The organism is Caldithrix abyssi DSM 13497 (genome assembly GCF_001886815.1).
Lineage (GTDB): Bacteria > Calditrichota > Calditrichia > Calditrichales > Calditrichaceae > Caldithrix > Caldithrix abyssi.
In genome coordinates, this window is the sequence record NZ_CP018099.1 from 3,707,585 (window position 1) to 3,728,174 (window position 20,590).

At 46.7% G+C, this 20,590-nt stretch carries 17 protein-coding genes; 2 read left to right on the top strand and 15 right to left on the bottom strand.

The genetic code is table 11. The features are described from left to right. Nucleotide 1: 1 nt before the first annotated feature. The 10 genes from coxB to Cabys_RS14520 all read right to left on the bottom strand — a co-directional run bounded on the left by coxB (nucleotide 2) and on the right by Cabys_RS14520 (nucleotide 10,486). Entirely contained in the window at nucleotides 2-952 is a 951-nt protein-coding gene (gene coxB / locus Cabys_RS19870) for a cytochrome c oxidase subunit II (protein ID WP_006926849.1), read from the bottom strand. Then, nucleotides 949-1,770, bottom strand: a complete 822-nt coding sequence (locus tag Cabys_RS14480) for an SCO family protein (RefSeq protein WP_006926850.1) — start codon at nucleotides 1,768-1,770, stop codon at nucleotides 949-951. Before Cabys_RS14480 ends, coxB begins: the two co-directional genes overlap by 4 nt. Nucleotide 1,771: 1 nt before the next feature. Next, complete coding sequence (locus Cabys_RS14485; protein WP_006926851.1) at nucleotides 1,772-2,098, bottom strand: hypothetical protein; 327 nt, start codon at nucleotides 2,096-2,098, stop codon at nucleotides 1,772-1,774. A 19-nt stretch (nucleotides 2,099-2,117) separates the two neighbouring features. Then, nucleotides 2,118-3,305, bottom strand: a complete 1,188-nt coding sequence (locus Cabys_RS14490) for a hypothetical protein (protein WP_006926852.1) — start codon at nucleotides 3,303-3,305, stop codon at nucleotides 2,118-2,120. Between the two features lie 10 nt (nucleotides 3,306-3,315). Further along, nucleotides 3,316-3,918: a c-type cytochrome gene (locus tag Cabys_RS14495; protein ID WP_006926853.1), complete on the bottom strand. Its 603-nt coding sequence runs from the start codon at nucleotides 3,916-3,918 to the stop codon at nucleotides 3,316-3,318. Continuing rightward, nucleotides 3,905-4,465 (bottom strand): DUF3341 domain-containing protein, encoded by a 561-nt coding sequence (locus tag Cabys_RS14500; protein ID WP_006926855.1) that lies wholly within the window; start codon nucleotides 4,463-4,465, stop codon nucleotides 3,905-3,907. Before Cabys_RS14500 ends, Cabys_RS14495 begins: the two co-directional genes overlap by 14 nt. After that, nucleotides 4,462-5,874, bottom strand: coding sequence for an NrfD/PsrC family molybdoenzyme membrane anchor subunit (gene nrfD, locus Cabys_RS14505; RefSeq protein ID WP_006926857.1), 1,413 nt, complete (start codon nucleotides 5,872-5,874; stop codon nucleotides 4,462-4,464). Before nrfD ends, Cabys_RS14500 begins: the two co-directional genes overlap by 4 nt. Further along, nucleotides 5,871-8,843, bottom strand: coding sequence for a TAT-variant-translocated molybdopterin oxidoreductase (locus tag Cabys_RS14510; protein ID WP_052304131.1), 2,973 nt, complete (start codon nucleotides 8,841-8,843; stop codon nucleotides 5,871-5,873). Before Cabys_RS14510 ends, nrfD begins: the two co-directional genes overlap by 4 nt. Nucleotides 8,844-8,854: 11 nt before the next feature. Continuing rightward, complete coding sequence (locus Cabys_RS14515) at nucleotides 8,855-9,502, bottom strand: cytochrome c3 family protein (RefSeq protein ID WP_006926861.1); 648 nt, start codon at nucleotides 9,500-9,502, stop codon at nucleotides 8,855-8,857. 120 nt (nucleotides 9,503-9,622) lie between these two features. Then, nucleotides 9,623-10,486 (bottom strand): heme o synthase, encoded by an 864-nt coding sequence (locus Cabys_RS14520; RefSeq protein WP_044280956.1) that lies wholly within the window; start codon nucleotides 10,484-10,486, stop codon nucleotides 9,623-9,625. Between the two features lie 370 nt (nucleotides 10,487-10,856). On the opposite strand from Cabys_RS14520, the gene Cabys_RS14525 reads away from it, so the two are divergent. Beyond that, the gene (locus Cabys_RS14525) at nucleotides 10,857-13,232 is read left to right on the top strand and encodes a DUF5666 domain-containing protein (protein ID WP_006926863.1); all 2,376 of its coding nucleotides are present in this window, start codon (nucleotides 10,857-10,859) and stop codon (nucleotides 13,230-13,232) included. Between the two features lie 91 nt (nucleotides 13,233-13,323). Beyond that, a complete protein-coding gene (locus tag Cabys_RS14530; protein WP_006926865.1) occupies nucleotides 13,324-14,013 on the top strand; it encodes an HD-GYP domain-containing protein in 690 nt (229 codons plus the stop codon). Here Cabys_RS14530 and Cabys_RS14535 read toward each other — a convergent pair. The 5 genes from Cabys_RS14535 to Cabys_RS14555 are packed head-to-tail and all read right to left on the bottom strand — an operon-like array spanning nucleotide 14,003 to nucleotide 20,112. Continuing rightward, the gene (locus tag Cabys_RS14535; RefSeq protein WP_150109225.1) at nucleotides 14,003-14,857 is read right to left on the bottom strand and encodes a hypothetical protein; all 855 of its coding nucleotides are present in this window, start codon (nucleotides 14,855-14,857) and stop codon (nucleotides 14,003-14,005) included. The two genes, Cabys_RS14530 and Cabys_RS14535, sit on opposite strands and share 11 nt — an antisense overlap. Then, the gene (locus tag Cabys_RS14540) at nucleotides 14,763-16,019 is read right to left on the bottom strand and encodes a Kelch repeat-containing protein (RefSeq protein ID WP_006926868.1); all 1,257 of its coding nucleotides are present in this window, start codon (nucleotides 16,017-16,019) and stop codon (nucleotides 14,763-14,765) included. Before Cabys_RS14540 ends, Cabys_RS14535 begins: the two co-directional genes overlap by 95 nt. A gap of 54 nt (nucleotides 16,020-16,073) precedes the next feature. Further along, entirely contained in the window at nucleotides 16,074-17,675 is a 1,602-nt protein-coding gene (locus Cabys_RS14545; RefSeq protein WP_006926869.1) for a serine/threonine protein kinase, read from the bottom strand. Beyond that, the gene (locus Cabys_RS14550; protein ID WP_006926870.1) at nucleotides 17,665-19,137 is read right to left on the bottom strand and encodes a sigma-54 interaction domain-containing protein; all 1,473 of its coding nucleotides are present in this window, start codon (nucleotides 19,135-19,137) and stop codon (nucleotides 17,665-17,667) included. The genes Cabys_RS14545 and Cabys_RS14550 overlap by 11 nt, the downstream gene beginning before the upstream one ends. A gap of 18 nt (nucleotides 19,138-19,155) precedes the next feature. Further along, the gene (locus Cabys_RS14555; protein WP_006926872.1) at nucleotides 19,156-20,112 is read right to left on the bottom strand and encodes a peptidase associated/transthyretin-like domain-containing protein; all 957 of its coding nucleotides are present in this window, start codon (nucleotides 20,110-20,112) and stop codon (nucleotides 19,156-19,158) included. Nucleotides 20,113-20,590 lie beyond the last annotated feature (478 nt).

Sequence of the window (20,590 nt, forward strand, 5' to 3'; positions counted from 1 at the left end):
ATTATTCTCCCAAACTTTTGATGTATTCAATCAATGCGTCCACTTCACGCGGCTTCAATATGCTTTGATAGGTGGGCATGACCGGTTGAAAGCCTTCAACCACTTTAGCCTGCGGTTTGAGGATCGATTCGCGCAGATAATTTTCATCCGCTTTAACAGAACTTCCATCGTTCAACTTAACCGTATGCCCGAAAACGCCCTTAAACGTAGGTCCAACCAGCGGCGAGCCATCCACACTGTGACAGGTGACGCAGGCTTTACTTTTATAAAGCTTTGCCCCCAATTCCGCCAGACTCATACCTTCGCCAAAGCTGCTGTTTTCTTCTAACCAGGCTGCATATTCGGGCTCGCTAACCACCCGTACCTTGCCCAGCATTTTAGAGTGCCCCGTTCCGCAATATTCGGCGCAAAACAGATCATAAACGCCGTTTTCGGTGGCTTCAAACCAGGCCACGGTGTAGCGATTGGGCAACACATCCATCTTTACTCTGAAATTAGGAACAAAAAAACTGTGAATCACATCCTGCGAGGACATAACCAATTTAACCGGCACGCCGGCAGGCACAACCAGTTCATTGGTATTGCTGACCCCGTCCGGATAATCGAACTGCCAGAACCACTTTTGCGCCGTTACCTTAATTTCGATGGCGTCGCCCGGCGCAAGTCTGATTTTCATGTACGACTTAAATCCCCAGAAAAAAACAATGGTTACCAGAATCAGTGGAATAACCGTCCAGATGATTTCCAGTTTAGTATTATGCGACAGATCTTTTGTAAAATCGACCTGCTCCTGTTTCTTTTTTCGATAGAGCACAACGAACAAGGCCGTTCCGCCAACCACAATAATAAACAGGATGATGGAAACCACAATAATAAACTGTAACAAGGCATCCACTTCCGCCGCAACCGTTGATGTCCCTTTTGGCAATAACCAGTTCATAAACCAATTCATGAAATTGTTCCCTGAATAGTTTGCTGTTTACGTCCCTTAATTCTAAAATAGACAATAAATAATCCTAAAAAGGCCAATGTTAAAGCTCCCCCGGCCTTCATTAAATTGCTGGCAAATAATACATACCCCTTGGCATCCGGATCATAGTGAAAGCAAAACAGAAGAATTTTATCGGTTGTGCTTCCTATTTTGCCCTGAGCCGCCTCCAGCAGTCCTAACTTTATGTCATTGGCCCGATATTCAATGCCGTACAAATACCTGGAAAGTTTGCCCGTACCATCGGTCAGCATGATTACGGCCGGGTGCGCGTACTGATTTTTTTCTTCCACAAAAAAGTATTGGAAGCCCACGGCATCGGCCAGGCGCTTTACTTCCTTCTCTTCTCCTACCAAAAATTCCCAGCCGTCGCTATCCGGCGGTTCCTGCAATCTTTTGAGCATACTTTCCTTTTTTTGCAGCGCATCCTGAGGCGTGTCGCGCGGATCAATGCTAATGGTCAGTACCCGATAATCTTCTCCGAACTTTAAGCGCACGCTGTATAAAGCCCGCGTCACGCCATCCAGAACCAGGTTGCAAAGCATAGGGCAATGGTAATAGGCCAGAATCAAAACCACCGGTTTTTCGCCATCGTAATAGTCTTTTAACTGATGCGTCTGCCCCTGCGAATCAATCAGCTTCACATCCAGCGGAATTTGAGCGCCCAGATGTTCGATGACGTCAATTTTATTTAACTCCGGATCGCTGGTGCGCACCACCTGCCCCGTTGCGGCCTGCACGCTCAAAATCAGCAAAAACACAATTTGTATGAATGTTGACATTTTATTTTTCTTCCTTTTGTTTTGCATAGGCCTCGTCGGCCAGAATTTTCATCGCTCTTTCGATGGGGATGCGATAGATCCCTTTAGTGTAATCCAACAATTCGTAGCTATTCAAAATCTGTTCCTCCTGGGCGCGCAGTTCTAATAATTCCGTCGATTGTTTATTTAAGATAATATCGTATTCCAGTTGCCGCGAGTAATAGGTAAAATATTCATTCACACCGACGATAATGGCGCCCAGGAGCACCATAATCATAATGGTGTAAGCAATTATCTTATTGACATTCGCATCGCTTTTTTCGTATCCGTTGCCAGTATTATTTTGCATGCTTTTTAAAGCTCCTCTTTTAACTATTCACAAAGGTGATTGATTTTTGCAAATTGGGATCGCCCACAGGCAGCACCGGATTGGACCTCAGGCGCATCCAGTAAAGCATCAGAAAAAAAGCCGCGAATCCGACAAACAGGGTTAAGTCCATCCAGGAAAGACGAATACCCTGCGGATGTAAAACAGGGACGGCATTCCAGTAAAGATCCACCCAGTGCCCAAACAGGGTCCAGAGGGCAATAAATTGCAAAAAGCGCACGTTGCGTTTGGCCGCCCGGCTCATCAATCCCAGAAACGGCACCAGAAAGTTGCCAAATACCAGAAACAGCCCAAAGACTTTCCAGCTCCCTTCCCAGCGTTTAAGATAAAAAACGGTTTCTTCCGGGATATTGGCGTACCAGATCAAAAAGTATTGAGAAAAAGCCATGTAGCCCCAGAAGATGGTAAACGACATTAACAGCTTGGCCAGATCGTGATAGTGTTCAACAGTGATCTGTTCGGTTAACACCTTTTTACGATGCAGCGCGGCAATGGCCAGAATGATAAAGGCCAGGGCGGCCACAAAACCGCCGGAGAAAATATAAAGACCATAGATGGTTGAATACCATTCCGGTTGTAGCGACATCAGCCAGTCAAAGGCGGCAAAAGTGATGGTCAGGGCAAACAGCACCATGCCCAGGGCAGAAACTTTGCGCATTTTCTGGATTTGCTCAACGCCGCCCAGTTTGTCCTGTTCCAGAGAGGTTTTGTACAATTTACGCGCCACCAGGTACCAGACCAGAAAGTAAACGGTCGATCGAATGGCAAAAAACGGAATGTTTAAATAGGCGGTCTTGGCCTGTAAAACGTGATGGGCAGCCACCACCTCAGGGTGCGTCCATTCGTACAGATGATGCATGCCCAACAAAATGGGAATAAATCCCAGCGCCAGTAGGGGCACGCTCATCATAACCGCTTCGCTGATGCGGCGCAACACAATGCCCCAAACCGTACCTGTAAGGTGGCTGAGCATAACAAAAAACATGGCGCCCAATCCGACCGATACCCAAAATACCCAGGCAACCAGATAAGAAAAAAAGAACTGTCGGGAATCCACAAAAAGCCCGATCAAACTTATGCCAAAAGCCACGGCGCCAACGATTAACATCTGCCTGTTAAAAACCCCTTTGTCCTTAAGCGAAAACGTTTGATTATCCATGTGCATCATTTTCCATTCTCTACTTTATTTTATCTCTTAATTCTTCGGGAACATCTTTAATGGTGGCATGCTGGGAGCGCTGCAAAGCTCTGAAATAAGCAACAATAGCCCAGCGATCTTTGACGGGAATCTGATGTTTGTAAGCCGGCATATTGCGAATGCCGTTGCTGATTACATCAAAAATATGCCCGTCGGCGTAGGCCCTTATGTTGTCCTGATGAAAAGAGGGCGGCGGCGGAAATCCTCTTTTGACCACCATTCCCAGACCGTCGCCCACACGACTGTGGCAGGGCGCGCAGTAGATATTGTATCGTTCCTGCCCACGTTTGAGCAGGGCCAGGTTCACAGCCTCCGGGATGTAATCGATCGGTTTTCCGTTTTCATCTTTACCTGTAAAATATTCCTCGTTTTCATGGTATTCGCCACGGGCTACCGTTCCCGGCACCGGAACGCGCATGGCAGAACCGTCGGTAAAAAACCGGTTTTCCTCCTGAGCTTTGAACTTAGGCTGATCGTCCATATCCGGCACAGGATGGATGGGCGGTTTTTCAGATATCTGCCCCCGGCAACCCAACAGCAACACAAACATGAAAAGTCCGATTATCCAACTAAGCTTTTTCATCGTCTTCCGCCTCTTCCGTGATTAATTCAACATTCTTACCGCCAATGGACTCAAGAAAGGTGCGCGCTTCATTTAAGTCAAACTCTCCTTCGTCGCCTTCAATGCTGACAAAAAATCCATCGTCGGTCACCTTTTTAAACCGTTCCGATTCAAATATCGGGTGGTTAAATCGGGGCAGTTTGTTAAAAATTAGCATGCCCACAAAGGCCGTGGCGGCGCCGGAAATGACCATTAATGCAAAGGCGACGGGGCTGTAAGCCTGGTAACTAAACAGCGGCTTTCCGGAAACCACCACCGGATAAGCGACGGAACCGGTCCACCATTGCAGCAGCACGCCAAAGGACAAACCGATGGCGGCAGTGATTCCGGAAACCCAGCCCAACATCGAACGTTTTTCGCCCATGGCTTTATCCAACCCGTGAATGGGAAAGGGCGAATAACAATCGAAATTTTTAAATCCTGAATTTCGCAGCTGTTCGGCCGCCTTTAGTAACTGCGCCGGATTTTCAAACTCTGCTAACATCATTACTCTTTTAGCCTGACTCATTTTGTTCCCTCCGCCTGATGGTGTTCATCATAATAGTGCGGATCGGCCTGCGGCAGAACGCCTTTGACCTCCGACATGGCAACCATGGGCAGCCAGCGCACAAAAAGCAGAAACAGGGTAAAAAACAGACCAAAAGCGCCGAGCATCATGCCAAAATCCACCCAGGTGGGTTTGAACATATCCCAGCTGGAAGGCAAAAAGTCGCGGTGCAGCGAAGTAATCACAATCACAAAGCGCTCAAACCACATGCCGATATTGACAAAGATGGAAATGACAAACATAACCGGGATACTGGTCCTGAACTTCTTAAACCATAACAACTGCGGAATAACCACATTGCTGATCACCATAATCCAGTATGCCCACCAGTACGGCCCAAAGGCGCGATTGATAAAGGTAAACTGTTCGTACTGGTTGCCGCCGTACCAGGCAATAAAAAACTCCATGGCGTAAGAATAGCCTACCATCATACCCGTCAGCAGAATCACTTTGTTGATTTTTTCCAGATGAGTTAAAGTAATGATGTGTTCCAGCTTAAACGCTTTACGAGCGATGATAGCCATGGTAAGCACCATGCCAAAGCCGGAAAAAATAGCGCCGGCCACAAAGTACGGCGGGAAAATGGTGGAATGCCAGCCCGGTAAAATGCTGGTCGCAAAATCGGTACTCACAATACTATGCACCGAAAGCACCAGCGGCGTGGAAAGTCCGGCCAGAATCAAATAAGCCATTTCGTAATGCTTCCAGTGTTTGTTGCTGCCGCGCCAGCCCAGCGAAAAAATGCCCAGCACAATTTTGCGCAGACGTGTTTTAGCCCGATCTCTCATGCTCGCCAGATCGGGAACCAGGCCGGTGTACCAGAAAATGAGCGAAACCGTAAAATAGGTGCCCACCGCAAAAAAGTCCCACAACAGAGGGCTGCGGAAATTAGGCCACATGGCCATTTGATTGGGCACGGGAAACATATAGTAAATAACCCAGATGCGTCCCACATGAATGCCGGGGAAAACCAGCGCGCAGGCAATGGCAAACAGGGTCATGGCCTCGGCAAAGCGGTTAATCGATGTTCGCCACTTCTGCCGCAGCAAAAATAAAATGGCCGAAATTAAGGTGCCGGCGTGTCCGATTCCTACCCAAAACACAAAGTTGACAATCGGAAAGCCCCAGCCCACAGGAACATTGTTGCCCCACACTCCAATACCGGTTCCAATCAGGTAACCAATCAAAACAAAGAGAATGAGCGCAAAAAAAGAACTGATGCCCATCAAAATGTACCACATCTTCGGCGGTTTGGGCCGTTCGGCAATAGAGCTCACATCTTCTGTAATGGAGTGAAAGGTAGGGTTCCCTTCAATTAACGGCGGCTCCTGTATTTGCGCAAGTTGCGCACGTTGCTCAAAAACACTCACGAGACCAATCCCCCTTCCATCTCTTTCTTTTGCAGACGTTTTTCAATTAAAGGATTTGGATTGCGCAGGCGCGCCAGATAACTGGTTCTGGTTTTTAAATTCAGACCAGACAGCAGATTGTAATCGCGATCCACCTGTTTCATTTTGCTCACGGCGCTGTTTGGATCGTTGATATTGCCAAAAACAATGGCATCGGCCGGGCAGGCCTGTTCACAGGCGGTTTTGATTTCGCCGTCGCGCACGGCGCGCCCTTCGTTTTTGGAATTGATTTTGGCCTGATTAATGCGCTGCACACAGTAGGTGCATTTTTCCATCACGCCGCGAGAACGCACGGTAACATCCGGATTCATGGCCATCTTTAAGGTGTCTGCCAGTCCGCCCGTGTAATTAAAAAAGTTGAAGCGGCGCACTTTAAAGGGACAGTTGTTGGAACAATAGCGCGTGCCGATGCAGCGATTGTAGGTCATTACGTTTAAACCTTCGGCGTCGTGCGTGGTGGCCTGCACCGGACACACCTGCTCGCAGGGCGCGTTTTCACACTGTGCGCAGGCCATGGGCTGGGCCACCATTTCCGGGTCTTCCAGCTCGCCTGCATAGTAACGATCCAGACGAATCCAGTGCATTTCGCGACCTTTTAACACCTGTTCTTTGCCCACAATGGGAATATTATTTTCACTCTGGCAGGCAACCACACAGGCATTGCAACCGGAGCAGGAATTAAGATCGATGGTCATGCCCCACTGGTAGCCTTCGTCGTACGCCCTCTCTTTCCACAGCGATTTAAGCGGCGGATGTTCTTCCATCTTTTCGGCAAAGTGCGGTTCGTTTTTGTACTCTTCCACCGTTGCCTCGCGCACCAGCGGACGTCCTTCCATTGAACCATGATCCTGTGTGGTGGCCATTTCTTCTTTTTCACCCGTCTTGCGCAGCCGGGCTCCAATGACAAAATTAAATCCGGCCAGGGTACGTAAAACGCTGGCATTAACGCCCACGCCGCTGGCTATTTTTCCGCCCGCCGTACGTCCGTAGCCCAGCAGCAGGCTCGCCGAGTGATCGGCGTGTCCGGGCTGAATCCACACCGGAATTTTGATCTTGTTCTGACCGACTTCCAATTCCACCACATCGCCATTACCCACCTGCAGGGCCTGCGCCGTTTTGGGACTGAGCAGTAAACCATTGCCCCAGGTCAACTTGGTCACCGGATCAGGCAGCTCCTGCAGCCAGCCGTTGTTGGCAAACCGTCCGTCAAACACGGTAGGCGAGGGCCGAAAAACCAGCTCCAGTATTTCATTGGCGGTCGATTTAGTCTGGAAAGCCTGTTCAGAAAGCGTTTTTAATGTAAGCGTCGGATTAAGCGCATCGCTCTTCTCCGGCGCCAGATAGCCGTCATTCAACACCTTTTTCCAGCGTTTTTCAAAGTTTTGTCCGGGCAGGATCTCTTTCCACGCGGCGCGCACCAGCTCGTAACCAGATGCCGCCAGGCCGGTGGTCAGTAAATGAACCACTTCAAGCGCGCTTTTCGAATCGTACAACGGGGCAATCATGGGCTGGGCCACACTCAAACTGCCGTCCGCATTACGTCCATCGCCCCAGGCTTCCAGATAATGGCTGAGCGGCAAATGCCAGTGGGCCTGCTGTGCCGTCTCGTCAAAATACAGTCCACAGTGGATGTGTGTTTTCAGCCTGCCCGCCGCCTGCTGCCAGTTTAAATCAACCGGCGCGTCATAGGCCGGATTCACATCCAGAGTGACCAGGGTTTCCACTTCACCGCTATTCATGGCGCGCACCAGATCGGCTAACTGATTTTTAGAAGGCAAAAGCGCATCCTGCAGAGGCAAATACTCCACGGTCGCCCCCACGTTGCCCAGAGTTTTATTCAGGGCCAGTACCAGCGCATGCACTTCCGCAGGCTGTGTTCTACCGGCGACGATTAAACTCTTTCCCTTATTTTTCATCAGGTCATCAGCCAGGGCGTTTAACCATACGGCATCCACCTTTAACGCATTGGCAGGTAAATCAATATCGAGCGCCAGCCCCCGTTTTTTCAGGGCATGAGCCAGCGCCAGCGCAAAAGCCCCCACCTGCTGTGTTTGTAAACGCAAACGATGATCGGCCATGCCGCCGGTAATGGAAAAGTGGTTTTCCACCACGTACAGACGATTCATTTCTTCGCCGGCCTTAAGGACTTTACGCCCCTTCGAAAAACCTTTATGGGCGGCGATATTTTCGCTTTCGCTGAGCAAAAAGTCAGCCTCCAGAGAGAGGATCACCTTAGCGCGCTCGTAATGGTAAAGCGGCCGTAAATCCTGGCCCGTTGCCAGCCGGATTCCGCGAAAAATGTTCTCATCGCTTACTGATTCGTAGGCAAACCAGCGGGCTTCCGGGAATTGTTGTTTAAAATTCTGATAGGCTTTGTAAAGCGCAGGACTGGAAAAAGAACGGCTTAAAACCGCCAGTTTTTTTCCCTTTCCCAGACGAGTTTTTTCAGAACGCCAGAAGGCAATAAAATCCGGCCAGGTCTTGATCGCGCCTTTAAAACGCACCTGTTTGGAGCGATCCGGATCGTACAATTCCAGCACAGACGCCTGCAACCAGGCGTTGGTCGCCCCCCGGGTAGAAGAGTGATCCGGATTACCCTCGATTTTGGTCGGACGACCGTCGTGGTTTTCCACCAGCAGGCCATAATTACTTAGCCCCACAGGCATGATGGTGGCGTAATACCTGGGCACGCCGGGGATGATATTTTCTGGCGCGACCACATAAGGCACAATTTTCTCCACCGGCCTGCGGCAACTTACCAGCCCGGCAAAGGCAATGGAAGCGCCCATCAGACCCAGGAACTTTCTGCGCGATACGCCATCGGCAACCTCTTCCACACTTTCGGGAAATTCGGCTGCTACAAATTTTTTGAATTCCGGCGTATCGGCCAATTGCTCCAGGCTTCTCCAATACTGCTTTCCTTCGTTCATATTCCCCCTTTTCATCTATGACACCCCGAACAATCGATTGGCGGTTTGATGTTTTTTTGTTGAATCAGTTGCATGGCAATTTCTAATTGGTTGGCAGGAGGCTGGTAGTTCATGGTGGTAATTTCTGAGGCGGGTCGCAAACTGGGGGCCGGATTATTGTGACAATCAAGACACCAGCTCATGCTTAATGGCTTTTCCTGATGCACTTTTTCCATGGCCGCCACATTGCCGTGACACGACTCGCACCCCACGCCAGCCGTAATGTGTGCGGAATGATCAAAATAGACGAAATCCGGCAAATCGTGCACCTTTGTCCACTCCAGCGGTTTGTTTTCAGCCATGCTTGCCCGAACGGGCAACAATTTGCGGCTTTCGGTTGCCACGCTGGAATGGCAATTCATGCAGGTTTGCGTGGGCGGCACGCTGGCCACCGCAGCCCGCTCCACATTTACATGGCAGTAACGGCAATCCAGGCCCAGATCGCCCACATGCAATTTATGACTGTACGGCACCGGTTGCTCCGGTTGATAACCAACATCCGTATATTGAGGCGAACCAAAATACCAGAAGAAAAAAACAACACCGATGATACCGCCTGCTGCGCCTATTAAAATAAATAGCGGTAATCGATTGGTCCATTTGGGAAAAATCTGCGCCAAGCTAATCTCCCTTCGTTAAACATTCTATGCTTCTTTAAATAGAAGCGACCATTCAGTTTGTAGCAAAAACAAAAAACTCCGACACAACTCAATGGAGCCTTTTGATTTTTATTCCAGAACCTAAATAAAAATCTCCACCACAATGACCACGAACAGAATGAATAGGTATTGAATCGACATAAAAAACAACCGTCGATAATCCTTTTCCGTTTGAGAAGCGCGTGCTTTAAAGGATTGGCGGATAAACCGAAACCCTAAAATGGCGGCGGCGGCGCCGTAAACCCAGCCGACCTTCTGCGAAAATACCAGCGTCAGACTGGCGGCAACCAGAATTAAAGTATAAAACACAATTTGATTGAGCGTGGAACGCTCGCCATGTATCACGGGCATCATCGGCAATTTACTTGCGCGATAATCGTCCGTGTAAAAAAGAGCTAATGCCCAAAAATGAGGCGGGGTCCAGAGAAAAATAATGAGAAACAAAATCCACGGTTCCCATGACATGGAACCGGTAGCGGCCACCCACACGCCCACAGGAGCCATGGCCCCGGCTGCTCCCCCAATGACAATATTCTGCGGGGTGGTCGGTTTTAAATATAAAGTGTAGAAAAAACTGTAAAATAAAAGCGTGACTAGCGAAAGCAGAGCGCTGTACCAGTTAAAAAAGAATCCAAAAATTAATACACCGCTTATGCCCATCAACAATGAAAAAATCAGCGCCCCTTTGTGACTGATCTTTTTTTGCGGCAGGGGACGTCGGCCGGCCGTACGTTTCATTAATGCATCGCGTTCTCGCTCAAAATATTGATTAAGCGCATTGGCCGAACCGCCTGTCAGGTAAAGAGCTACAAGCGCCAATAAGAAACGAAGTGGCTCGCGTAGCAAACTGCCTTCCAGAACCAACGACGTTGCTCCCGTAATAATCACCAGAAGCATGATTTCCGGCTTACTAAGTGTAAAATATTGTTTTATCTTTTCAATCATATAAACCTTCCAGATTCCGAGCACAGATAAAAGAAACATCTAAGAAAAAACCATTATTCCCAACTGATAAAAAAAATCACACAGAAATTAAAAAAAATGTCTTTTAAAGCGGATTCAATACTTAATCTCCACAAACCATTGCTAATGCTTTTGTAGCAAATCAATACACTACAAACCAAAGTATGCAAATAACGCAAGTGCGTGTGCAGAATTTGCTCACATGACTTTTAAATCGACACTATTTTAGAATCAACTTAAAATCTTATTCTTGAAAATAAAGGAGTTACGAGCGCTTCTAACTTTATGGCATGGCCTTTGCCTGTTACAATGCAAAACCAAAAATGTTAAACCAATTAAAAGGAGGTCAATTATGATCCAAACAAGTAACTACCGTGGATGGCTAAGAGGACTTTTCCTGCTCTTAGGGATTCTTCTCAGCTTTTCCCTCACCGCTCAGGCGCAGGACTATTATGTTATAGCGTCCCAACCGGATGCTGATAGTTCGGAATACTTTTATGAAGAAGGCGCCACGCTTTACATGACCGTTTATTCCCAGAATCTTGATTTCAATAACATGAAAAAGATGAAATGGGAAATCGAGAAAGATATGGATTATGGGCATGAAGATGGTATGGAGGATGATTCTGGAATGGATTTCGAAGGCGTCTTCACCAACAATATGGATGGTTCTTTCAGCGCCTCTTTCGATCTTAGCCAACTGCCCATGGCTGGTCTGTGGAAATGGAAAGCGGAGCTTGAAGACGAGCACGGCAATGAGGTTAAATTTAAAGCCGCTTTTAGCTACATCAACCCGAGCGATGATTCGGTACATCAGTACCTGGAGTTGAAAGGTATCATTTCTGAAATTAACGGCGACACTCTATTTATTGGAGATTACGCTTTCGTTGTGGATTCAAACACTGTAATCATTGGCCACGAAGACAACATGCTCAATTTTTCAGACCTTATGGTCGGCGATTATGTAGAAGTTGAAAGCCGTGGACTGTATGACAATGTTTACCTTGCCATCAAGATCGAACTGGAAGATAAAGATGATTATGAAGACGATGGCCATCATGAAATGGAATTCAAGGGAAAAATCGAATCTATTACAGACTCCTCTATCGTTGTGAATGGCAACCAGTTTAAGATTACTGCTCAAACCATAATCCGTAACCGTCATGAAATGACCATTCAGATCGGTGATCTGGCTGTGGGCATGTTTGTTGAAGTAAAAGCCAGGCTTATGAATCGAGAAATGATCGCCCTTAAAATTGAGATCGAAGATTATGATGATCACGCCTATAAGTTTGAAATTGAAGGTATGATCGATTCTTTAAATACGAATTATTTGATCATCGGCGGACAAAAAGTTTACTTCGATTCGACCACGGTTGTTAAGCTCAGCCACCACGACATGGGCAGCGTAAGCGATTTACAGGTAGGTCAATATGTAGAAGTTAAAGTCATATTAACGGCTGACGGCGCCTTATGGGCCATTAAAATTGAAATTGAAGATTCTGACAATTACAGTCAGGAAATCAAGTTTAAAGGCGTAATTGATTCGGTTGGCGTTAACTTTTTGATTGTCTCCGACAGACTGGTTTACGTGGACGACAGCACAGAAATTTACTGGGCACACAATGTAAGCATGAGCTTTAGCGAACTGCAAAAAGGACTGGTTGTTAAAGTTGAAGGCATTCTGCAAAATGACGGCAGCATTCTGGCTCAAGAAATCAAAGTAAAAGAACTGTGGAATAATTACATAGAAGTTGAAGGCGTGGTAGAATCTATCGACGCTGATGGCTTTACCGTCCAGGGCGTTTACTTTTACGTGGATTCGACCACCCTGTTTTTCACCAGCCACTATCAGATTTTAACTTTCAACGACCTCAAAACAGGCGATTGGGTGGAAGTTAAAGCGCTTCCGATGGCCGACGGTTCATTGGTGGCTCTTAAAGTTCACGTGGAAGATGGCGATAAAACGCACCTCAGCGTTACCGGTGAAATTCAATCCATCACCATGGATTCGATTCGTGTGAATAATCTGAACTTTGCCATTGACTCCAGCACCATCGTCTATGATTTGCAGGATGCTCAGGTTGATATCTCTGCGCTGAAGGTCGGTCAGATCGTTGAAGTAAAAGCATTGATTTTGCAAGACGGAACTTTCCAGGCCGTAAAGATCGAAATTGAATACGATCCCGACATGGTTTCTGTAACCAGTTCTCTGGGTGGAAAGACCGAATCCAGCATCATTATTCTTAACACGGAATACACTATTACCTCTAACACCGTCATTCTGGACAGCAGCTTTAATGTAATCGATTACACCTCGCTGCAGCCAGGTGATGAGGTAACGGTTTGGGCCGTTTCCAGCTCGGGCGGCAATGAAGCGCTGCAAATTCAAACGCTTTCTACTTCAAGCGTTACAGCCATCGAAAATCAATCTCAGGTTATTCGTGGTTTCGAATTGAAACAGAACTATCCGAACCCGTTCAACCCCACCACCACCATTGAGTTCTCTTTGAATCAAAGCGGTTTCGAAAAAGTTAGTCTGACCGTTTACAACATCCTTGGCAAAAAGGTTAAAACTCTGTACAATGGTGTGCTGGATCGCGGCACCTACCGTTTCGAATGGAACGGAACCAACGAAGCCAACCAGCCTGTTGCCTCTGGCCTGTATTTCTACAGACTGCAGGTTAAAAACCAGGCTTCCGTAAAACAAATGATTTTAATCAAATAAAACTAAAATTTGGCACGCATGATAGCGCCCATAACCTTACTCACCGCTGATGGTGAGTAAGGTTATTTTTAAATACGAAAGAGGAGTTGATATGCGGATAGAAGAGTTACATTTAATCGATAACAGTATGCCCTCTCTGCTGGAACTTGCGAATTATCTGCATCAAAAAAAGGATGCCTTTGAACTGCTCACGAAATTCATGCAGCAACTTGAGATGTCTATTAACAAAACATCGTTTACACACAGCGCCCGCGTGGCCCTGCTGGCTGAAACATTGGGCACCGCTGTTAATCTTTCTGCCAATGAATTATATTTATTAAAAAGGTCTGCCTATTTACATGATATAGGGAAAATATTTTTACCCGTGAAATTATTTCAAAAAAAAGAAGAATTGAATGCCAAAGAATGGAAGATGATTCGTCTGCATCCGGAATTAGGCGCCTCTCTCATCAGACAAATTCCTCACCTAAAACCCTTGCTGGCAGGAATCTTATTTCATCATGAACGGTATAATGGAAGCGGCTATCCCTTTGGCTTAAGTGAACAACAAATCCCTTTAATAAGTCGCATCATCGGCCTGGTAGATTGTTTTGAAGCATTGATCGCTCCAAGACCTTACCACACTCCCTTAACTTTGCAACAGGCATTAAGTACAATGGAAAAACAAAAAAATCAGGGGCTGTGGGATCCGTATTTATTTGAAGTGTTTGTAGAGATAACCACCGATTCAGATTATTTTGTGGATAAACGTCCCGTTGATATTAACCTGGTCAAAAATTAATAGACAGGGTAATGCTTTGCCTGTCGAATGTCGTTATTGAAACGCGAACACTTTGTCTTTCATAATTACTCCACATTGCATCAAAAACAGAAGAAAGCCACACACCAGCCGTTACAATAACTCCGGCCTTTCTTAATTTGTACCATCTGTTATAATCATCATAGGCCGCATCCAATTTCGTAATATCATCAACAGCCCTGTACTTTTGGTGATAATGGTTTTCAAGAATGGCGGCGCTGGCAGTGGCCGCCGATGCCACAAGGAAGCTCGAAAAAAACAGCGCGGCTCTCTTTTTTTGCCCTTTGTAGTACTGCCCCCAGCCAGGGAGAAACACAGAACGAAGGCTGGCCGCGGGCCTTTTGTCAGAGATAAAAACATAGCGAATGGCCGCCGGTTTTTCTTTAAACCTCCCCTGCTTAAACTCCTTTTTCAACGCATTGTAATAGGCAATAATTTTAGGCGAAGTGGTAATCGGATCAAATTCGTAACCGGGATCTAACTCAAGAATGGTTAAAAACTGAACTCTGGCCGAATCCAGTTTCCTTAAATTAAAATACGCAAAGCCCAGATATTTGTGAATTTCAATCAATTCGTCGGGCGTAAATGAGCTTGCATCCTTAAGTAATTGCTGGCCATAGGAAATGGTTTTTTCAAATTCAAGGGATTCGTAATACGCTTTTAACGGCGCTAATGGTTGTGAGTGGGCAGTAGTGGTGGCAATAAAAAAAAACATCCACAGTAGTAAGATTTTACCGGGCGTAAATAATTTTAAAAACGGCCTGATTGTACGGCGATCGAACCACCAACCAGTAGATCCCTGAAGAAACGAGCTGTCCTTTTTCATTTTGAGCCTGCCAGATAAAATGTTTACTGCCTCCCGTTGCCATACCATTGAACAACGACTTAATGTGTTGCCCTTTCAGATTATAAATATCTATCCGATACGAAGCAAGTCGGGGAAGCGTAACATCAATGGAAATTTGCCCGTTAAATGGATTGGGGTATCCGTTTATTAAGATTTCCGAGCGAGGCAACCTAAAGCCGGGAGCAGGCTCCTCGATGGCCGTGGCCGTTTCTACAAAGATATCAACAGTGGAAATAGGCTTACCTGTAGTAGGGTCATATCCTCCGATTACAAAAATCGTGTCATTAAGACAAACGCCGGTAAGACCGCTGCGCGGCGCGGGTAACGAAGGTCCTGTGGACAGTGACTGGGTGCGCACATCAAATATTTCGACTAAGTCGGTTTTGCCGGAGGCGGTTTCCCCTCCTATTAAAAATATACTGTCGCCCTTTACAACCGTCGCACCATAGGCCCGGGCCTGAGACAAAGCAGGAAGGTCTTCCCATCCGCTGTGCGGCGGCGATGCCTTCCACCTGTAGCTGTTTTCGTTCATTCCGAAATAGTAGCCGCCAAACATGTAAAAAATATCGTCCAGGCTGGCGCCAAAATGCGCAACGCGCGGAAAGGGACATTTTTCTCTCTCTTCGATCCATTCATCGTTTGCTTCGTCGTACCACTCAATTTTCTTTGTTATTTCGTATTCATTTTCCTGACCGCCAATGATATAAATATGGTTATTGATAATTACCGCCACATGGCCTTCTCGCTCATCGTGAATATCTTGCACATCTTGCCACTCATTTTGCACAGGGTCATAGACCTCTACATAGTCCAGCACTTCGCTTGATCCGCGCCCGCCTATGAGATAAATCTTCCCTTGAAAGACTACAGCCGATGCGTTGTAGCGCTCTTCCTCAAAAGGCGGCAACGCGTCTTCAATCCAGGCATTTTGTGCTGGATCATAGCAATCAACCGTATTTAACACCCTGTTATCCAAAGACTTACCGCCCAGAACATAAATTTTGCCATCCAGCACTACGCTGGCCGCTCCTGCACGAGGCGTGTTTATCGGAACAAATGATTTCCACTCGCCTCCCCATACGATGAGCGGAAAAATTACCTGAAGCATAAAAATAATGGTCAGATATTGTATTCTTTTCATTAAAGTTTTTCCCTTTGTTTGATACCTGCTGTAATCCCCTGCAAAAATAGTGCCTTATTTTTTTAATTGAATCCTTTTTTCTATTTTTTCCCCCGATTTTACAGTAATGGTATCAGTGTAAATCTTAAAATTCGGGTTTTTTATGGTCAAGCGGTATCTGCCAGCAGGAATCCTGATCTGCAATGGCGTTATGCCTTTAAGAGAGTCGTCAATAAAAACCTTACCCCAGGGAAAAGCGCTTATCTGTAAAATGCCCACTTTGGGTTTTAAACGAAAAATCAACGTGTCCTCCTGCCCGGGACTAATCCTGATTTTTTGAACCAGGCTCTGGTAATTTGGATTTTTCAGCGCCAACGTGTATTCTCCGGTCTCCAGCTCTATAGGTTTGTTCAAAGGCGTTGTATCCACCAGACGATCGTCAATGAACACCTGAGCCCACGGCGTACAAAATATCATCAGCCTGCCGGTTGTCGCTTCAGGAAGTTCTTTCACCGCTTGCGGTTCTTTTTTCGCAGGCGGCTGGACAACACGCCTTTCTGGCAGATGGTTTTTAATGGAGTCGGCAGCCGCAGCCGCCCGCCATTCTTCTTTCACCTTTTTAGAGTCGGGCACGAAAGGCGATTGCGCACTGTCCGCCACAATAACGGCATTGGACTGTGACGGCGTCCTGTTTTCAGATGTCCGAAAGTAATTAAGAAAAAAAAGTAAAAGCGCGCTTAAAAACACGGCGCCAAGGATCAGCGGAATGGTTTTTTTTATCGATTTTTGCAAAACTGGTTTTTTTTCCGCGCTCCCGCTTTTTTTAAAGGACTCAGGATTCTTAAGAAAACTTAAAAACTGTTCCTGATCGATCACCTCTCTTTTAAGCTGCGCATGGTTCAGCATGGTTTGCAGTGAAGATAAGCGCCGCTCCGCTTTTTTTTCCAGCATGGAATTGACCAGTTGATCGAACCAGAGAGGGCAGTCCTGACGCAAATTCTTTAATGGTTCCGGTTTTTTAGTCAGCACATTGTTCAATGTATCCACAATGTTCTGCCCCAGAAAGGGATTATGCGCCGTAGCTGTCTCGTAAATCGTAACGCCCAGACTAAAAATGTCGCTTTTGGGATCGAGTTTTTTACCGGTGGATTGCTCGGGCGACATGTAAGCCGGAGTGCCGACGGCAGCATGCTGAAGGGTTAGGTTGGGAAGGTCGGCGCTGGTCGCCAGTCCAAAATCGGTTATTTTTACCGAACCGTCGTCTCCAATCATGATATTGGCCGGCTTAATATCGCGATGTAAAACCCCATTTTGATGGGCAAAGTGCAGGCCTTTGGCCACCTCATATAAAATAAAGTAAATAACCGGAAGCGGTAAAGGGTGTAATTTTTTGATAACTTCGTTTAAGGGACGGCCTTTAACAAATTCAAAGATCAAATAAAACGAGCCCTCAGCGTCGCCAAAGTCGTAGATATTTACAATATTGGGATGATTAAGCCGGGCGCAAATTCTGGCTTCGCGCTTAAAACGTTCCAGCAAATCGGGATGATCGTGAATGTTTTCGTTCAGCACCTTCAAAAACACAGGACGATCCAGGACCGTCTGACGTCCCAGATAAACCGTTGCAATGGGCCCCCGGCTGATTTCCCGGATAATTTCGTACCCTTCAAGCTTCATCGAGCATGCCCCACTCTTTCATGTGGTAATAAAGCCAGCGACGAGAGACGCCCAAAATCTGCGCCGCTTTTGTCCGATTGCCCTCGGCAAGTTTTAAGGTTTCTACCACGGCGTAGTGCGTAATCTCTTTCAGTGTTTTGCCAATCGGAATGGGCGTTGACTGCTGACGCAGGTTAAAATGTTCCGCTTTAATCTCCGAATCTCTGCACAGAATAACCGCCCGTTCAATGGCGTTTTCCAGCTCGCGAACATTTCCCGGCCAGGGGTACTCTTGCAGCAGGCGCAAAGCGTCGGCGCTAAAACCTTTAATCTCCTTTTTGTTCTTTTCGGCATATTTCTTCAAAAAATGGTTGGCCAGTAAAGGAATATCCGATTTGCGCTCACGCAGCGGCGGCATTTTAATGTTAATAACATTCAGACGGTAATAAAGGTCTTCACGAAAATTGCCATTTTGCACCTCTTCCCACAGGTCTTTGTTGGTTGCCGCTACAATGCGTACGTCAACCTTTCGGATTTGATTTTCTCCGACGCGTTTAAATTCGCCTTCCTGCAAAACGCGCAATAATTTGGTTTGAATGGGCAAAGGCACATCGCCAATTTCATCCAGAAACAGCGTGCCGCCGTTCGCTTCTTCAAATAAGCCGGGTTTATCGTCAACCGCGCCGGTAAAAGCGCCACGTTTGTGTCCGAACAGCTCACTTTCCAGAAGGTTTTCCGAAAGGCTGCCGCAAAAGATGGGAATAAAAGCTTTGTTTCTTCTGGAAGAATGGGCGTGCAGGGCGCGGGCCACCAGCTCTTTTCCTGTTCCGCTCTCCCCTTCGATGAGCACAGAAGCAGAAGTATCGGCCACGTCCCGAATCATCTCCAGAACAGTCAAAATAGGCTTGCTCTTTCCGATGATCTCCGGAAAGGCCCGCGAAAGAGAAACCTGCCGCTTCAGGCTCTTGTTTTCGTTCTGCAGTTTCTCCAGAATTTTGGCGTTGCTCAGCGCAATGGTCGCCTGGGTGGCAAAGGTCTTTAAAAAATCCAGACTCTCTTCGTCAAATTGATTAACCTCCGCCCGGCTGTCCATGTAAATGGCCGCAATAATCTTACCCTTATCGATCAATGGCGTACAGATAACCGATTTAATCTGCTGAAGGATAATGCTGTCTGCCCCGGAAAATCTTTGATCCGTCTGGGCATCGATGCTTAAAATGGGTTCTCCCCGTTCCAGAACGCGGTTGACGATGCTGGATGAAAAACCACGCATCGATTCAATCGTTTGACTGCTGATGTTGCGCGCGGTGACCACAGTAAAATCACCGTCATCGGAGTGTTTCATCAAAATAAAACCACGCTCGGCATTTAAAGCTTCCATGGCCAGGTCCATGATGCGATCCAGCAGATGCTGGCTTTCGTGAATGGAATTTATCTCTTCGCTGATTTTTAACAGGGTTTTGAACGAATCTTTTACGCCCATAGAACTCTCTCTCCCATATTATGGAATTTGAAATGCGCCTTCTTTGGAGCTGCTGGTGTTGCCGAATTCATCCACCAGATAAATGCGCCACAAGTAGTCGCCGGGGGGCAGTGAATTTATCAGCTCCAGCTTAGTCTGATCGGATGGCAGACCATCCATCGTTTTTACAATGCTGATTACCCCGTTGTTTATTTGAAAAATTTCAAGTTTATAATGAAAAGGAAAGGTTAAATAGACGGACTGCCATTGAAATCGTATGGTATCTCCGGAGATGGTATGCAAGCCCACTGGCGAAATCAACTGCACCGTTTGTTCAATAATCCTGGTTAAAAACACGGGGCCCGAACGTTTTCCAAAGCCGGCATCGTCTTCCACAACCATTTCAAAAGCTTTGCCGATCAGCTGGTTAACATGCTGTACATTGAACTCTCCTGGCGTTTGCCAGGCATAAAATTCGCCGGCGTCCGCGCCCGGTAAAAGCGTATCGCGAACCCCCAGTTCGGGCACGTTGTAATAAGCCAGGCTCAGGTCGCCAATGCCGTCGGGATCGGTAGCCCTGATGTAAACCTGCACAAAATAGGCATCTTCAACCGGAAACCACCGGGCCTGATGATGGGTCGTAATCCTTATCTCTAAAAACTGCGGAAGCCGGTCGACTTTAAAAGTAAGACTCGTATTCCTTTTTAAAAACATTCTAACCGAATCTTTGCTGAAGTTCTGCCCCCCCACAATGACGGTGTAGCTATCCGGCTTCAAATGCGTAAACTCAAAGCGACCCTGCGCGTCAGAATAGGTTAACAGATTCAACTTTTTTAATTGCACGGGCACCATTTCCAGCGGAAGATGGGGAGCGTAAAAAGTGTGCACGCTACCTTCAAGCGTTAATCCATTTTGATTTTCCAGAGGATTGTCGCGCGGCGCATCCCCCAGACAACCAAACAGGAATAAAATTGCAATAAGAAAAAAACGTTTCATAACTTAAATTTACAAAAAATTGCATAGGTGTGCAAAATTGTAACAAGCAGAAACAGGTTCCTCCAGTTAGAGCGCCTGCCGCAGCTCAGCAAATTTTTGCTCGATCAATTCTAATTTTTTCTCTCATCTGTTTCTTATCTCTAAGACAGCAAAGCCGCAACCAAAAACATTTTTGCAGGAATTTAAGTAACCACTGAGCGCACAGAGAAGTCTCAAAGGGCGCAAAGAATGTTAAAAATTAAAAATAGTTTCAATTGCCCTCGCCCCCTTTCCAAGAAAAAGAGTCTGGGAGAGTGGGAAGAACTGTTCGTTGGAAATTTTTCTCCAATGATGTTCAATATTTGCGTATTTGTAAGTTTCTATTCAACCATTCAACTAATTAACTATTCAACCAATCCAGCGGCATAAAAATTTTCGCTCCCCAGGGCGGGACGGATATTTCAAGGGCAGTATTCAAGGCAGGCGGCATTCTAAGCGC

Bases quoted from the DNA above. Each gene is read 5' to 3' on its own strand.
- Cabys_RS14520 (WP_044280956.1), bottom strand. From the start codon at position 10,486: ATGATTGAAAAGATAAAACAATATTTTACACTTAGTAAGCCGGAAATC.
- Cabys_RS14525 (WP_006926863.1), top strand. From the start codon at position 10,857: ATGATCCAAACAAGTAACTACCGTGGATGGCTAAGAGGACTTTTCCTG.
- Cabys_RS14500 (WP_006926855.1), bottom strand. From the start codon at position 4,465: ATGAGTCAGGCTAAAAGAGTAATGATGTTAGCAGAGTTTGAAAATCCG.
- Cabys_RS14495 (WP_006926853.1), bottom strand. From the start codon at position 3,918: ATGAAAAAGCTTAGTTGGATAATCGGACTTTTCATGTTTGTGTTGCTG.
- Cabys_RS14540 (WP_006926868.1), bottom strand. From the start codon at position 16,019: ATGAAAAGAATACAATATCTGACCATTATTTTTATGCTTCAGGTAATT.
- Cabys_RS14555 (WP_006926872.1), bottom strand. From the start codon at position 20,112: ATGAAACGTTTTTTTCTTATTGCAATTTTATTCCTGTTTGGTTGTCTG.
- Cabys_RS14490 (WP_006926852.1), bottom strand. From the start codon at position 3,305: ATGATGCACATGGATAATCAAACGTTTTCGCTTAAGGACAAAGGGGTT.
- Cabys_RS14550 (WP_006926870.1), bottom strand. From the start codon at position 19,137: ATGGGCGTAAAAGATTCGTTCAAAACCCTGTTAAAAATCAGCGAAGAG.
- Cabys_RS14545 (WP_006926869.1), bottom strand. From the start codon at position 17,675: ATGAAGCTTGAAGGGTACGAAATTATCCGGGAAATCAGCCGGGGGCCC.
- Cabys_RS14510 (WP_052304131.1), bottom strand. From the start codon at position 8,843: ATGAACGAAGGAAAGCAGTATTGGAGAAGCCTGGAGCAATTGGCCGAT.
- Cabys_RS14480 (WP_006926850.1), bottom strand. From the start codon at position 1,770: ATGTCAACATTCATACAAATTGTGTTTTTGCTGATTTTGAGCGTGCAG.
- Cabys_RS14530 (WP_006926865.1), top strand. From the start codon at position 13,324: ATGCGGATAGAAGAGTTACATTTAATCGATAACAGTATGCCCTCTCTG.
- Cabys_RS14535 (WP_150109225.1), bottom strand. From the start codon at position 14,857: ATGAAAAAGGACAGCTCGTTTCTTCAGGGATCTACTGGTTGGTGGTTC.
- coxB (WP_006926849.1), bottom strand. From the start codon at position 952: ATGAATTGGTTTATGAACTGGTTATTGCCAAAAGGGACATCAACGGTT.
- Cabys_RS14485 (WP_006926851.1), bottom strand. From the start codon at position 2,098: ATGCAAAATAATACTGGCAACGGATACGAAAAAAGCGATGCGAATGTC.